At 72.9% G+C, this 14,099-nt stretch carries 16 protein-coding genes and 1 pseudogene; 13 read left to right on the top strand and 4 right to left on the bottom strand.

Annotated features, from left to right (window positions below; genetic code table 11):
* Positions 1-28 precede the first annotated feature (28 nt).
* Positions 29-406 (top strand): VOC family protein, encoded by a 378-nt coding sequence (locus GD632_RS06260; RefSeq protein WP_152189920.1) that lies wholly within the window; start codon positions 29-31, stop codon positions 404-406.
* 72 nt (positions 407-478) lie between these two features.
* On the opposite strand, the pseudogene GD632_RS16475 reads toward GD632_RS06260, so the two are convergent.
* Positions 479-760: pseudogene (locus tag GD632_RS16475) on the bottom strand (DoxX family protein); the annotation flags it as partial.
* Positions 761-917: 157 nt separating this feature from the next.
* Here GD632_RS16475 and sppA point away from each other — a divergent pair.
* The 3 genes from sppA (at position 918) to GD632_RS06240 (ending at position 4,241) form a co-directional block, all read left to right on the top strand.
* The gene (sppA, locus tag GD632_RS06250) at positions 918-2,519 is read left to right on the top strand and encodes a signal peptide peptidase SppA (RefSeq protein WP_152189917.1); all 1,602 of its coding nucleotides are present in this window, start codon (positions 918-920) and stop codon (positions 2,517-2,519) included.
* Positions 2,520-2,662: 143 nt separating this feature from the next.
* Positions 2,663-3,013, top strand: a complete 351-nt coding sequence (locus GD632_RS06245) for a YciI family protein (protein ID WP_152189915.1) — start codon at positions 2,663-2,665, stop codon at positions 3,011-3,013.
* A gap of 7 nt (positions 3,014-3,020) precedes the next feature.
* Positions 3,021-4,241 (top strand): RNA polymerase sigma factor, encoded by a 1,221-nt coding sequence (locus GD632_RS06240; protein WP_152189913.1) that lies wholly within the window; start codon positions 3,021-3,023, stop codon positions 4,239-4,241.
* A 117-nt stretch (positions 4,242-4,358) separates the two neighbouring features.
* On the opposite strand, the gene GD632_RS06235 is transcribed toward GD632_RS06240, so the two are convergent.
* A complete protein-coding gene (locus tag GD632_RS06235; RefSeq protein ID WP_152189911.1) occupies positions 4,359-5,102 on the bottom strand; it encodes a LysR substrate-binding domain-containing protein in 744 nt (247 codons plus the stop codon).
* A gap of 63 nt (positions 5,103-5,165) precedes the next feature.
* Here GD632_RS06235 and GD632_RS06230 point away from each other — a divergent pair, with 63 nt between their 5' ends.
* Positions 5,166-5,546: a DUF5997 family protein gene (locus tag GD632_RS06230; protein ID WP_152189908.1), complete on the top strand. Its 381-nt coding sequence runs from the start codon at positions 5,166-5,168 to the stop codon at positions 5,544-5,546.
* Positions 5,547-5,552: 6 nt separating this feature from the next.
* On the opposite strand, the gene GD632_RS06225 is transcribed toward GD632_RS06230, so the two are convergent.
* Positions 5,553-6,293 carry an ABC transporter permease gene (locus GD632_RS06225; protein WP_152189905.1) on the bottom strand — a complete coding sequence of 247 codons (741 nt, stop codon included), beginning with the start codon at positions 6,291-6,293 and terminating at the stop codon, positions 5,553-5,555.
* The gene (locus GD632_RS06220; protein ID WP_152190162.1) at positions 6,290-7,240 is read right to left on the bottom strand and encodes an ABC transporter ATP-binding protein; all 951 of its coding nucleotides are present in this window, start codon (positions 7,238-7,240) and stop codon (positions 6,290-6,292) included. Before GD632_RS06220 ends, GD632_RS06225 begins: the two co-directional genes overlap by 4 nt.
* A 181-nt stretch (positions 7,241-7,421) precedes the next feature.
* Between GD632_RS06220 and GD632_RS06215 the strand changes: the two genes are divergently transcribed.
* The 8 genes from GD632_RS06215 to GD632_RS06180 are packed head-to-tail and all read left to right on the top strand — an operon-like array spanning position 7,422 to position 14,080.
* Positions 7,422-8,138, top strand: a complete 717-nt coding sequence (locus tag GD632_RS06215; RefSeq protein ID WP_152189903.1) for a helix-turn-helix transcriptional regulator — start codon at positions 7,422-7,424, stop codon at positions 8,136-8,138.
* Positions 8,138-9,568, top strand: coding sequence for a Fe-S cluster assembly protein SufB (gene sufB / locus GD632_RS06210; protein ID WP_152189901.1), 1,431 nt, complete (start codon positions 8,138-8,140; stop codon positions 9,566-9,568). Before GD632_RS06215 ends, sufB begins: the two co-directional genes overlap by 1 nt.
* Positions 9,568-10,803 carry a Fe-S cluster assembly protein SufD gene (sufD, locus tag GD632_RS06205; RefSeq protein ID WP_152189899.1) on the top strand — a complete coding sequence of 412 codons (1,236 nt, stop codon included), beginning with the start codon at positions 9,568-9,570 and terminating at the stop codon, positions 10,801-10,803. The genes sufB and sufD overlap by 1 nt, the downstream gene beginning before the upstream one ends.
* Positions 10,800-11,147 (top strand): non-heme iron oxygenase ferredoxin subunit, encoded by a 348-nt coding sequence (locus GD632_RS06200; protein WP_152189896.1) that lies wholly within the window; start codon positions 10,800-10,802, stop codon positions 11,145-11,147. The genes sufD and GD632_RS06200 overlap by 4 nt, the downstream gene beginning before the upstream one ends.
* 30 nt (positions 11,148-11,177) lie before the next feature.
* Positions 11,178-11,936 carry a Fe-S cluster assembly ATPase SufC gene (sufC, locus tag GD632_RS06195; protein WP_152189894.1) on the top strand — a complete coding sequence of 253 codons (759 nt, stop codon included), beginning with the start codon at positions 11,178-11,180 and terminating at the stop codon, positions 11,934-11,936.
* A gap of 20 nt (positions 11,937-11,956) precedes the next feature.
* The gene (locus tag GD632_RS06190) at positions 11,957-13,267 is read left to right on the top strand and encodes a cysteine desulfurase (RefSeq protein WP_152189892.1); all 1,311 of its coding nucleotides are present in this window, start codon (positions 11,957-11,959) and stop codon (positions 13,265-13,267) included.
* On the top strand, positions 13,260-13,748 hold the full coding sequence (sufU, locus tag GD632_RS06185; protein ID WP_152189890.1) for a Fe-S cluster assembly sulfur transfer protein SufU: 489 nt from the start codon (positions 13,260-13,262) through the stop codon (positions 13,746-13,748). Before GD632_RS06190 ends, sufU begins: the two co-directional genes overlap by 8 nt.
* Entirely contained in the window at positions 13,745-14,080 is a 336-nt protein-coding gene (locus tag GD632_RS06180) for a metal-sulfur cluster assembly factor (protein WP_152189888.1), read from the top strand. Before sufU ends, GD632_RS06180 begins: the two co-directional genes overlap by 4 nt.
* Positions 14,081-14,099 lie beyond the last annotated feature (19 nt).

The raw sequence follows: 14,099 nt of genomic DNA, 5'->3' as shown, positions 1-14,099 counted from the left end.
CGCCGGCCGTTGGACGGGGAGGTCCTTCATGACTGGTCGAGTGGTCCACTTCGAGATCCCCTTCGAGGACAAGGACCGTGCCAAACGCTTCTACAGCGACGTCTTCCACTGGCAGGTGGAGGAGATGCCCGAGCTCGACTACGTCGGCGTGCAGACCGGCCCCACGGGCGAGGACGGCATGGCGACCGAGCCCGGCTACATCGGCGGTGGGATGACAACCCGCGGCGGGTCGAACACCGCCACCGTCGTCGTCCTGGACAGCAAGGACATCGACGCGGACCTGGCCCGGGTGGAGTCCCACGGCGGTGAGGTGGTCCAGCCGCGCACGCCGATCGGCACCATGGGCTTCGCGGCGTACTTCAAGGACTGCGAGGGCAACGTCGTCGGCCTGTGGCAGAGCGCCTGACCTCGTCTCACAGGAGGAGGGTCGTGGCCGTGTAGGGAGGAGGGTCGTGGCCGTGTAGCCGGCGGCTGTCGCCGTCAGCGCGAACGCGGGCACGTACGCGGCGAGCGGGTCGCGCGCCCGGGCGTGGGCGACGAAGGCGCCGACCATGAGGAGGAGGACGCCGGCCCCCGCCGCGACACCGGCCCACCGCACCCAGACGCCGACGACGATCCCGACGGCGCCGGCCAGCTCGAGCACGCCGACGGCCCGGTACAGCGGCCACGGCACCCGCAGGTCGTCCGCGACGGCGCGCATGAACCGCTGGCCCGTCACCGTGCTCAACCCGGCGACGAGCACGATGACGCTCGAGAGCACGGCCAGGACGATACGGGCGGTCTCCACGCGGCGAGCCTGCCTCACGGGCCTGCGGGCGACCAGCGGGAGCGACCGGCACCATGGGCGCGTACCGGTCGCCGGTGCCGCCGGACCAGCCGTCCGTGACGGCTGTCACAGGCCCCGGTTAGGGTGCCTCATGGCCCTGATCCCCGAGAAGCTCCGCCTCGCCGTCACCCGCACGAGCCCTGCCGACTCCGCTCCCGACTGGGTCGTCCTCGACCTCCACGGCAGCTACCCCACGCACGCGCCGGCAGGTGCGGCCGCGGCGCTGCTCCAGCGCGACGAGACCTTCGAGGCGCTCACCGAGCGGCTGGAGAGGCTCGGGCGGGCGGACTGGCTGTCCGGCGTCCTCGTGCGTGTGGGGGAGCTCCACGTGGGGCTGAGCACCGCACGTGCCCTGGGCGCGGCGCTCGGCCGGCTTGCCGCTCGCACGCGCGTCGTCGGCTACGTCCCGCAGGTCTCGATGCGCACGCTCCTCGTCACCGCCCAGGCGAGCGAGGTCGTCGTGCCGGAGTCGGCCGAGGTGTCGCTGCCCGGCTTCGCGGCCGAGCAGGTCTTCCTCGGAGCGTTCCTCGCCAAGCACGGCGTCAGCTTCGAGAACCTGCGCATCCGCGAGTACAAGTCCGCGCTCACGTCCTTCTCCGAGGACCGCATGGACGAGTACGAGCGGGAGCAGCTCACCGCCTACCTCGACTCCGCCGAGCGGACCTGGCTCGCCGCCGTGGCCGACGGCGCGGACGCCACCGCCGTCCTCGGTGCAGGCTTCACCAGCGCGGCGGAGCTGCTCGCCGCCGGGCTCGTCAGCCGGGTCGCGTACGACGACGAGATCGTCACCGTCGTCGACCACCACTGGCCGCGTGCCCTCGAGCTGCTCCTGCCCGACCTCTCGGTCCGCAGGGCCGCGAAGAGGGCCGACGGCGTGGCGGTCGTGCCCGTGGTCGGCGCCATCGTCTCCGGCAGGTCGCGCAGCACCCCGCCGCTGCCTCTCCTCCCCGGGCCGACGGCGGGCTCGGAGACCGTCGTCACCGCCCTGCGCCGCGCCGAGCGCGACAAGCACGTCAAGGCCCTCGTCCTGTGGGTCGACTCCCCGGGTGGCTCCGCGCTCGCGTCCGACGTCATCGGCCGCGCCGTCGCCCGCTGCACCAAGCCCGTCGTCGCCGTCATGGGCGAGGTTGCCGCGTCCGGGGGTTACTACGTCCTCACCCACGCCGACCACGTCGTCGCCGACCCGTACACGATCACCGGGAGCATCGGCGTCGTCGTCGGCAAGCCCGTCCTCGCCCGGCTCGACGAGCGTCAGGGCCTCAACCCGCAGACCGTCGGCCGGGAGGCCGCCCTCTTCGCCAGCCCGCACCGCCACTTCACCCCGGAGCAGCGGGCGTGGGCGGAGAAGATGATGGAGGAGGTCTATGCGCGCTTCGTCGACCGGGTGGCCACCGGACGCGAGCTGAGCCGGGAGCGGGTGGACGAGATCGGCCGCGGGCGGATCTGGAGCGGCCAGGACGCCGCGGGCCTCGGCCTCGTCGACGAGCTCGGTGACCTGCACGCCGGCATCGCGGCGGCCCGCCGCCTGGCTCGTCTGGAGGAGGACGCACCCGTGCGCACCGTCTCCGCGGGGCTCACGCTGCCCGGCCTCCCGAGCTTCGCCACGCAGCCCGCCGGAGCCGTGGAGAGGCTGTGGCCCTTCGGCTCGGAGACGGTCCTCACCTGGTTCGACCGGTCCGTACGGGTCCGCTGAGGGAAGGGGACCGCGATGAGGCGGCAGTCGGCGGCCGCGCTGGGGCCACCATCCCGAGGGCTGTCGAAACCGGACCTCCCCGTTCGTCCAGAGGGTGAGCGCGCCGGTCGGGCCGGTGCGCCGGACAACCGAGGAGACGAGAGATGAGCCAGTACCTGCTCAGCATCTACCAGCCCTACGGCGAGACGATGGCGGAGTTCCCCGACGCGGAGTTCCTCGAGCCGATCCTCCGCGAGGTGAGCGACCTCAAGGAGGACATGCACCGCCAGGGCGTGTGGGTCTTCGACGGCGGGCTGCACGCCCCCACGACGGCCACCGTGCTGCGGCCGCAGGGCGGGGACGTCGTCACCACGGACGGGCCCTTCGCCGAGGCGAAGGAGCACCTCGGCGGCCTCACCGTCATCGACGTGGAGGACCTCGACGCCGCGCTCGGCTGGGGTGAGCGCCTGGCACGGGCGACCGCCCTGCCCGTCGAGGTGCGGCCCTTCCAGTAGGACGGCCATGGTCACCGCAGCGGACGTCGAGCGGGTCTTTCGCGCCGAGTACGGCCGCGTCGTGGCCATCCTGGTCCGCGCCTTCGGGGACATCGACCTCGCCGAGGACGCGGCCCAGGAGGCCTTCGCCGCTGCCGTCGCCCGCTGGCCCACCGACGGCCTCCCGCCCAGCCCGGCCGGGTGGCTCGTCACCACCGCACGTCGCCGCGTCGTCGACCGGCTGCGGCGCGAGGCGAGGGGCCGGGACAAGCTGGCGGAGGCGGCGCTGCTCCACGTGGCCGACGACGCCGAGGAGGCGGGTCCCGTGCCCGACGAGCGCCTGCGGCTCGTCCTCACCTGCTGCCACCCCGCCCTGTCCCGCGAGGCACAGGTGGCCCTCACGCTCAAGCTGCTCGGCGGGCTGAGCACCGCCGAGATCGCCAGGGCCTTCCTTGTCCGTGAGACCGCGATGGCGCAACGGCTGGTGCGGGCCAAGGCGAAGATCCGCGCGGCGCGTATCCCGTACCGCGTGCCCACCGAGGAGGAGCTGCCGGGCCGGCTGCAGGCCGTGCTCACCGTCGTCTACCTCGTCTTCAACGAGGGCTACACCGCGACCAGCGGCGAGCACCTCGTGCGCGGAGAGCTGTGCGCCGAGGCGGTCCGGCTCGGCCGGGTCCTCCTCGAGCTCCTGCCCGACGAGCCGGAGGTGCGGGGACTGCTCGCCCTCATGCTCCTGACCCAGGCGCGGCGGGCGGCGCGGGACGACGGCGCCGGCGCGCTCGTGCCGCTGCCCGCGCAGGACCGCAGCCGCTGGGACCGCACGCTCGTGGCCGAGGGGCAGCGCCTGGTGCGCGAGTGCCTGCGGGCCGGCCGGCCCGGGCCCTACCAGCTGCAGGCCGCCGTCGCCGCCGTCCACAGCGACGCCGTGACCGCCGCGGACACCGACTGGCGGCAGATCCTCGCGCTCTACGACCGGCTCCTCGCCACGAGCCCGACGCCGGTCGTCGCGCTCAACCGGGCGGTGGCGGTGGCAGAGGTCCACGGTCCCGCACCGGCGCTGGAGCTCCTCGAGGGTCTGGACCTCGCGGGGTACCACCCGTTCCACGCGGTGCGCGCCGAGCTGCTCCGGCGTCTGGGGCGTGCAGCGGAGGCCGCCGAGGAGTACGCGGCGGCGGTCCGGCACACCGCCAACACGGTCGAGCAGTCCCACCTGCGGGCCCGGCTCGCCTCACTGGGGCGCGGTGGCTGACGCTGGTCTGCGCACACGTCCCACCGAGCACCTCCCACGCGACAGGTGTCCCGGCGTGTCGGCCGCGTGTCGCGGACGTCGGTGCACATCACGGGCACCGCGCGCGGCGTCGGCGGCTCAGCGGCCCTTCCGCGGCCCGGGCCCGCCCCGCCGGCGTGCGCCGCCTGCCCCGCGCCCCCTGCCGGGCCCCGGGCGTCTGGCCTCCGGGCGCGCGCCGCTGTCGGTCGGTCGGGCGTCGGCGGGCCGCGCGTCGGGCTGTCGGGAGCTGCGCTCGGTGCGCCCGCGGACGATCCCGACGAAGGTCTCCACCCGCGGGTCCGCGTTGTCCGTGCGCCAGGCGAGGCCCACCTGCGTCGTCGCCACCCCGGTGACCGGGACGGCGCGCACGTCCTTGCGCTGGTGCAGCCGCGCCACCGACATCGGCAGCACGAGGATCCCGGCCCCGCTCGCGGCAACCTCCACCGCCTGCGCGACCGTCATGGGCGGCGGCTCCACCCGGCGGCCCTCGCGCACCTCCTCGGCGACGGCGGCCCACTCCGGGCACGCGGCGGCGTCCTGGAGGAGGTGCTCGGCGGCGAGGTCGGCGACGTCGACCTCGTCGAAGGTGGTGACCGGGTGGTCCTTGCCGGCCACGACCACCGGCAGCTCCTCGTAGAGCGGGATGAGGTGGAGCCCGTCACGGTCCAGCGGGAGCCGGACGAAGCACATGTCGAGCTCGCCCTCCGCGAGCAGCCGGCGCTGGTCCTCCGGCTCCACCAGGCGCGGCGCGAGCGGGGAGTCGGGCAGCCGCTCCTCCCACCGGGTGAACCACTTGCCCGGGCTGACGCCGGGCGCGAAGCCGACACGGAAGGGCTCGGCCATGACAGCTCCTCGGGACTCGGGTGAGTGGCGCGGGTCGAGACTATCGGCCGATACGCTGGCGCCATGGCCAAGCCGCAGATGCTCAAGCCCCTGACCGCCGCTCGCAAGCTCGGGGTGCTTCTCTCCGCGACCCCTCCGGAGTTCCAGGCAGGGGACATCTCCCGCGACGAGCTCAACGCGCTGCAGGCCGACCCGCCGGAGTGGCTCGCGGAGCTGCGCCGCAACGGCCCGCACCCGCGCCAGGAGGTCGCCCGCCGGCTCGGCGTGTCCACCTCCGGCCTCGCCCGCGCCGGCGTCACCGAGCCGCTCACCACGGACGAGATCAAGGCACTGCTCGACGAGCCGCCCGCCTGGCTCAACGAGGAGCGGGTCACCCTCAACCGGGTGCGTGCCGAGGAGGCCCGCCTCGCCGAGCGCCGCGCCGCGGAGGAGTCCGCGGGCTGAGCGCGCTCAGGCGTCCCAGCGGAAGGCGCGGGTCGCGAGCACGCCGCCCAGCACCGCCCAGGCGGCCAGCACGGCGAGGCCCACGAGGTCGACCGTCCCGTCGGTGAGCAGCGCGCGCAGCGCCTCGCCGAGAGCACCCGGCGGCAGGAACGCCAGGGCGGTGGCGACCGCGCCCGGGAGCATGTCGAGCGGCAGCACGAGCCCGCCGCTCACGACCATGAGGACGAACAGCAGGTTCGCGATGGCGAGGACCGCCTCGGGCCGCAGCGTCCCACCGACGAGCATGGCGAAGCTCACGAAGACCCCGGTCCCCACGACCATGAGCGCGGCGGCGCCGGCCACCTGGACGAGGTCGAGCCCGTCGGGGCGCCAGCCCACCGCCAGCCCGATGGCCCCCAGCAGCACCGTCTGCACGACGAGGACGACGAGCACCGCCCCGAGCTTGCCCGCGAGCAGCCCCCGCTGCCCGAGCGGCGTCGTCGCGAGCATACGGAGCACGCCCCAGCGCCGGTCGAAGGCCACGGCGATCGCCTGGGAGGTGAAGGACGAGGCCACCGCCATCGCCAGGGCGCTGCCGAGGGCGGCGTGCTCCCGCGGCCCGGGCAGCGGCACAAGGTCGGTCGTCGCGAGGGCGACGAGGGCGATGGCGGGCAGCAGCAGCGTGAGGAGGAGCTGCTCCCCGTTGCGCAGGACCGCAAGGGTCTCGAACCGGGTCTGGGCGAGGACCCGGCGGCTGGCGGCGCTCACGCCGCGTCCGCCCGCAGCTCGCGGCCGGTGAGGGAGAGGAACGCGTCCTCGAGGGTGGGCCGGGTGAGGGCGACCTCGGCCGCCCCGTGGCCGGTGTCGGCCAGCGCACGGGCGACGACGGCGAGGGCCGCCGCGTCCACCCGCGCACCGCGCACGACGACGCCCGTCCCCTCCGCGGACGTGTCCAGCCCGGTGTGGTCGGACAGCTCGGCGAGGACGTCGGCCGCGAGCGCCGCGGCGGGCGTGCCGGGTGGGGGAGTGATGCGCACCTGGGGCGCACCCCGCAGCTCGGCGGGGCGCCCGGCGGCGACGGTGGCACCGCGGTCGACGACGACGACGTGGTCGGCCAGCTCCTCCACCTCCGACATGAGGTGGGTGGTGAGGACCATCGAGGTGCCGGCGGCGCGCAGCTCGCGCACGAGGTCCCACACGGCCAGCCGCGCCTGGGGGTCCAGGCCCGCGGTCGGCTCGTCGAGGAAGACGAGCTCGGGCTCCCCGACGATCGCGCAGGCGAGCGCCAGGCGCTGGCGCTGCCCACCGGACAGGTGACGGACCCGGGTGCGGGAGACCGCCGACAGGCCGAGCCGCTCGAGGAGCGGCCCGGCGGCCTCGGGACGGTCGTGGAGGCTCGCGACGTGCCGGAGCACCGCCCCGGCGTGCGGGGCCATGGGCAGGCCCCCCTCCTGGAGCATGACGCCCACCCGGTGGCGGAGCTCGGCGGCGTTCTCCGGTCGGGAACGATCCAGCCCGAGCACCTCGACCCGTCCGCCGTCGGGGCGGCGCAGCCCCTCGCAGCACTCGATCGTCGTCGTCTTCCCGGCCCCGTTGGGGCCGAGCACGGCGGTGAGCTCCCCGCGGGCCGCCCGCAGGCCGAGCCCGGAGACGACCTCCCGGTCGCCGTAGCGCTTGCGCAGGCCGTCGACGAGGAGGGCGGGGGAGTCCGTCAGCACGCGGCCCAGCCTAACCGCGCGGCGGCGCGCCTCCGGGCCCCGGCCGGGAGGCGTGACAACCCCCACGGTGAGGTATGCCTTCCTTGCCGGGAAGCATTTCGGCAACGAGACTGTTCCCTAATGTGACGGCGCGCCCCAGGCGTGCCTCCCACCCACCGGAGAGAAGGAGGAGCGAGCCGTGAGCGAGACCAGCGTCGAGTCTGCGACGCACGACCGCGTGCTCCGCCTCGTCGTCGAGCACGGCCCCGTCAGCGCCGCCGAGCTCGCCCGCCTCCTCACCCTCACCCCGGCCGGCGTCCGGCGCCACATCGCCGCCCTCGAGCGGGACGAGCGCATCGTCGTCCACGAGCCCTCCGGCCCCGGCCAGCGCCGTCGCGGACGCCCCGCGCGCTACTACGTCGCCACCGAGGCCGGGCGCTCGGGCCTGTCCCAGGCCTACTCCGACCTCGCCACCCACGCTCTGCAGTTCATCGGTGACGTCGCCGGGCCGGACGCCGTCGACCACTTCGCCAACCAGCGGGTGAGCGGCCTGGAGGAGCGCTACGCGCCCGTGGTCGAGGCCGCGGGCGAGGACGTCGCCGACCGTGCCCGCGCCCTGGCCGGTGCCCTCACCCAGGACGGCTACGCCGCCACCGTCCGCTCCGTGGGTCCCCGCGGGATGGCGGTCCAGCTGTGCCAGGGCAACTGCCCGGTCCTGGCCGTCGCCGAGTCCTACCACCAGCTGTGCGACGCGGAGACACGCGCGTTCTCGCGCCTCCTCGGCGTCCACGTCCAGCGGCTGGCTACGCTGGCCGGCGGCGAGCACGTCTGCACCACCCACATCCCCACAACTGTCCCCACCGGCCGGCCGAGCACCACCCCGTCACCGCACGGTGACGAGACGGAAGGAAACTGATGACGAGTACGACCGACACCCCCATGACCCAGGACGAGACGATCGCCTCGATTGGGAACTACCGGTTCGGGTGGCACGACAAGGACGACGCCGGAGCCACCGCGCGTCGTGGCCTGAACGAGGACGTCGTGCGCAACATCTCCGAGCTGAAGGACGAGCCGGAGTGGATGCTCAAGCGCCGCACGCGCGCGCTCAGCCTCTTCGACAAGAAGCCCATGCCGAACTGGGGCGCCGACCTCTCCGACATCGACTTCGACAACATCAAGTACTTCGTCCGGTCGACCGAGAAGCAGGCCACCAGCTGGGAGGACCTGCCCGAGGACATCAAGAACACCTACGACCGCCTGGGCATCCCGGAGGCCGAGAAGCAGCGTCTCGTCGCCGGCGTCGCGGCCCAGTACGAGTCCGAGGTCGTCTACCACCAGATCCGCGAGGACCTCGAGCAGCAGGGCGTCATCTTCCTCGACACCGACACCGCGCTCAAGGAGCACCCGGAGATCTTCGAGGAGTACTTCGGGACCGTCATCCCCTCCGGTGACAACAAGTTCGCCGCGCTCAACACGGCGGTGTGGTCCGGTGGCTCCTTCGTCTACGTCCCCAAGGGCGTCCACGTCGAGATCCCGCTCCAGGCCTACTTCCGCATTAACACCGAGAACATGGGCCAGTTCGAGCGGACGCTGATCATCGCCGACGAGGGCTCCTACGTGCACTACGTCGAGGGCTGCACCGCCCCGATCTACCAGAGCGACTCGCTGCATTCCGCCGTCGTCGAGATCATCGTCAAGAAGGACGCCCGCGTCCGCTACACGACGATCCAGAACTGGTCGAACAACGTCTACAACCTCGTCACCAAGCGGGCGACCGTCGAGCAGGGCGGCACCATGGAGTGGATCGACGGCAACATCGGCTCCAAGGTGACGATGAAGTACCCGGCCGTCTACCTCATGGGCGAGCACGCCAAGGGCGAGACCCTCTCCATCGCCTTCGCCGGCGAGGGCCAGCACCAGGACACCGGCTCGAAGATGGTCCACATGGCGCCGCACACGTCGTCCTCGATCGTCTCCAAGTCCGTGGCCCGCGGCGGTGGCCGCGCCTCCTACCGCGGCCTGGTCCAGGTGCTCGAGGGTGCCACGCAGTCCAAGTCCACCGTGCTGTGCGACGCGCTCCTCGTCGACCTCGTCTCCCGCTCCGACACCTACCCGTACGTCGACGTCCGCGTCGACGACGTCGAGATGGGCCACGAGGCCACCGTCTCCAAGGTGAGCGCCGACCAGCTCTTCTACCTCATGTCGCGCGGCATGGAGGAGCCCGAGGCCATGGCGATGATCGTCCGCGGCTTCGTCGAGCCGATCGCGCGCGAGCTGCCCATGGAGTACGCCCTCGAGCTCAACCGCCTCATCGAGCTCCAGATGGAAGGGGCGGTGGGCTGATGACCGCGACGACCGACACGACCAAGGGGACGACTGACAACCAGATGAAGACCGACCACACCCGCGCCACCACGGACGCCGCCCACACCCACGGTGGCGGCACCGTCCCGGAGGCCTCCCGCGCCGACCGCGCCACCTCCTTCGAGCTGTCCGACTTCCCGGTGCCCACCGGGCGCGAGGAGGACTGGCGCTTCACGCCCGTCGACCGCCTCCAGCAGTTCTTCGCCGGCGAGCTCGCCGGCGCCGCCCCCGACGTCACCGTCGAGGCCGCCGACGGCGTCACCGTCGAGCATGTGGGCCGCGAGGACTCCCGGCTCGGCCGGATCGGCGCCCCCGGCGACCGCACCGCGGCCGCCGCCTGGGCCTCCTTCACCGAGGCGCTCGTCGTCACCGTGCCGAGGAACCACGCGGCCGGCGGGCACACGATGATCACGGTCGACGGCACCGGTGCGGAGGGCGTCGCGGCGCAGCACCTGCTCGTGCGCGCCGAGGAGAGCAGCGAGGCGATCGTCGTCCTGGACCACCGCGGCACCGCGAACCTCGCCCAGACCGTCGAGGTCGACGTCGCCGACAACGCGCGGCTGACGGTCGTCAGCGTCCAGGACTGGGAGGACGGCGCGATCCACCTGACGGCGCACCGCTCCCGCATCGGCCGCGACGCCAACCTCAAGCACATCGTCGTCACCCTCGGCGGCGACGTCGTGCGCGTGACCCCGGACGCCGCGTTCGCGGGCCCCGGGGGCAACGTCGAGATGCTCGGTCTCTACTTCGCCGACGCCGGCCAGCACCAGGAGCACCGTCTCTTCGTCGACCACAACGAGCCGAGCTGCGTCTCCCGGGTCACCTACAAGGGTGCGCTCCAGGGCAAGGACGCCCACTCGGTGTGGATCGGTGACGTCCTCATCCGCGTCGCGGCCGAGGGCACCGACACCTACGAGCTCAACCGCAACCTCGTCCTCACGGAGGGGGCGCGCGCCGACTCGGTGCCGAACCTCGAGATCGAGACCGGTGAGATCGAGGGGGCCGGGCACGCCAGTGCCACCGGTCGCTTCGACGACGAGCAGCTGTTCTACCTGCGCTCGCGCGGTGTCCCGGAGGCCGAGGCCCGCCGCCTCGTCGTCCGCGGCTTCTTCGCCGAGCTCATCGCCCAGATCGGTGTCCCGCTCGTCTCCGAGCGCCTCATGGACGCCATCGAGGCCGAGCTCGACCGCACGATGGAGAACGCCACGGCATGAGCGCCCAGTACGTGTGCGACACCGGGGACCTCGAGCCCGGTGAGGCGATGCGCGTGGACATCGAGGACGCGGACGGCCGGCCCGTGCCGGTCTCCGTCGTCCGCGACCACGACGGGCAGTACCACGCCATCTCCGACACCTGCTCCCACGGCCAGGTGAGCCTCTCGGACGGGGAGGTGGAGGACGGCGCGATCGAGTGCTGGCTCCACGGCTCCAGCTTCGACCTGCGCACCGGCAAGCCGCTGAGCCTGCCGGCCACCCAGCCCGTGCCCGTCTACCCCGTCTCCGTCGAGGGCGACTCCGTGCTCGTCGACGTCACCACGACCGTCGCAGCCAACGCCTGACCTGCCGAAACTTGAAGGAAGAGAACCTGAATGTCCACGCTTGAGATCAAGAACCTCCACGTCAACGTCGAGACCAACGACGGCCCCAAGCAGATCCTCAAGGGCGCGACCCTCACCATCAACAGCGGTGAGATCCACGCGATCATGGGCCCCAACGGCTCGGGCAAGTCGACCCTCGCCTACGCCGTCGCCGGCCACCCCAAGTACGAGGTCACCGAGGGCGAGATCCTCCTGGACGGCGAGGACGTCCTGGAGATGAGCGTCGACGAGCGCGCCCGCGCGGGCCTGTTCCTCGCCATGCAGTACCCGGTCGAGGTCCCCGGCGTCACCGTCTCCAACTTCCTGCGCACCGCCAAGACCGCCATCGACGGCGAGGCCCCCGCCCTGCGGACCTGGGTCAAGGACGTCAACGCGGCCATGGACAAGCTGAAGATGGACCCGGTCTTCGCCCAGCGCGACGTCAACTCCGGCTTCTCCGGCGGCGAGAAGAAGCGCCACGAGATCCTCCAGATGGAGCTCCTGCGCCCGAAGTTCGCCGTCCTCGACGAGACCGACTCCGGCCTCGACGTCGACGCGCTGCGGATCGTGGCCGAGGGTGTCAACCGCGTCCACTCCGAGACCGACGCCGGCTTCCTCCTCATCACCCACTACACGCGGGTGCTGCAGTACATCAAGCCCGACTACGTCCACGTCTTCGTGGGCGGCCGCGTCGCCGAGGAGGGTGGCCCCGAGCTGGCCGACCGCCTCGAGGCCGAGGGCTACGACAAGTACGTGACGGCCGCGGTCTGAACCGCACCGGAAGGACAGAGATGAGTGCACCGGTCACCACCGGCCCGGGCGCGCTGAGCGCGGCCGAGCTGGCGGCCGTGCGCGCCGACTTCCCGATCCTGGGCAGGACGACCCGTAGCGGCCGGCCGCTGGTCTACCTCGACTCGGCGGCCACCTCCCAGAAGCCCCAGTGCGTCATCGACGCCGAGCAGGACTTCTACGAGCAGCGCAACGCCGCGGTCCACCGCGGCGCGCACCAGCTCGCCGAGGAGGCCACCGAGGCCTACGAGCAGGCCCGGGCGGCCGTCGCGGCCTTCGTCGGTGTCGCCACCGACGAGATCGTGTGGACGAAGAACGCCACCGAGGGGATCAACCTCGTCGCGTACGCGATGTCCAACGCGAGCCTCGGCCGGGGTGGGGAGCGCGCGGTGGAGCGCTTCGCGCTGCGTGCCGGTGACGAGATCGTCGTCACCGAGGCCGAGCACCACGCCAACCTCGTCCCGTGGCAGGAGCTGTGCGCCCGCACCGGCGCCACCCTGCGCTGGATCGGCCTGACCGACGAGGGCCGGCTCGACGCCGACACCTTCGACGTCATCGGTGAGCGCACCCGGCTCGTGGCCCTCACGCACGCCTCCAACGTCACCGGCGCGCTGAGCCCGGTGGCGGAGGTCGTGCGCCGGGCGCGCGCGGCCGGCGCGCTCGTCCTGCTCGACGCCTGCCAGAGCGTGCCCCACCTCCCGGTGGACCTCCGCGCCCTGGACGTCGACTTCGCCGTGTTCTCCGGCCACAAGATGCTCGGGCCGACCGGGGTCGGGGGCCTCTACGGCAAGCGCGAGCTGCTCGCCGCGATGCCGCCCTTCCTCACCGGCGGCTCGATGGTCCAGGTCGTCACCATGGAGGGCACCACCTACGCCGACGCCCCGCAGCGCTTCGAGGCCGGCACACAGATGGTGTCCCAGACCGTGGGGCTGCGCGCCGCGGTCGACTACCTCGCCGAGCTGGGGATGGACGCCGTCGCCGCCCACGAGCACACGCTCACCGAGCGGCTGCTCGCCGGCATCTCCTCGGTGCCCGGCGTGCGGGTCCTCGGCCCGCGGGACGCGGCCGACCGGCTCGCCGTCGTCGCCTTCTCCGTCGACGGCGTGCACCCGCACGACGTCGGCCAGGTGCTCGACAACGCGGGCGTCGCCGTCCGCGTGGGCCACCACTGCGCCCAGCCGGTGCACCAGCGGCTCGGGGTGCACGCCTCGGCCCGCGTGTCCGCGTCCATCTACACCACCGAGCAGGAGATCGACGTCTTCGTCGAGGAGCTCGGCAAGGTGCGGCACTTCTTCGGAGTCGATCATGGCTGACCCGATGGAACAGCTCTACCAGCAGGTCATCCTCGACCACTCCCGTGCCCGGCACGGGGCGGGCGAGCTCGACCCGTACGACGCCGAGTCCTTCCAGGTGAACCCCACCTGCGGGGACCAGGTGACCCTGCGGGTCCGCCTCGCCCACGACGACGGCGGCCCCCGGGTCGACGAGGTCGGCTGGGTCGGTCAGGGCTGCTCGATCTCCCAGGCCTCGCTGTCCGTGCTCAACGACCTCGTCGTGGGCCGCACCGTCCACGAGGTCGACACGATCAACGAGACCTTCCGCGAGCTCATGCACGGCCGCGGGGTCGAGCTGCCCGAGGAGAAGCAGGACACGCTGGGGGACGCGAGCGCGTTCACCGGGGTGGCGAAGTACCCGGCGCGCATCAAGTGCGCCCTGCTCGGGTGGATGGCGCTGCGTGACGCCCTCGCCCACGCACTGACCAGCGCGCCCGCCACACAGGAGGAGGACCGATGAGTGACACCACGACCAACCCGTCACCGACGACCGCTGCGGACGTCGAGGAGGCGATGCGGGACGTCATCGACCCCGAGCTCGGCATCAACGTCGTGGACCTCGGGCTCGTCTACGGCGTGACCGTGGACCAGCACAACAACGCGGTCATCGACATGACGCTCACCTCGGCGGCCTGCCCGCTGACCGATGTCATCGAGGACCAGTCCGCCCAGGCCCTGGACGGTCTCGTCAACGACATGCGAATCAACTGGGTCTGGATGCCGCCGTGGGGCCCGGAGAAGATCACCCCCGACGGCCGCGAGCAGCTGCGCGCCCTCGGCTTCAACGTCTGAGCCGCCCGTCCACCGAGAG

The sequence above is a fragment of the Georgenia satyanarayanai genome (genome assembly GCF_009193135.1).
Lineage (GTDB): Bacteria > Actinomycetota > Actinomycetes > Actinomycetales > Actinomycetaceae > Oceanitalea > Oceanitalea satyanarayanai.
The sequence above is the reverse complement of the archived record's forward strand: the minus strand, read 5'-3'. Positions and strand labels throughout refer to the sequence as shown.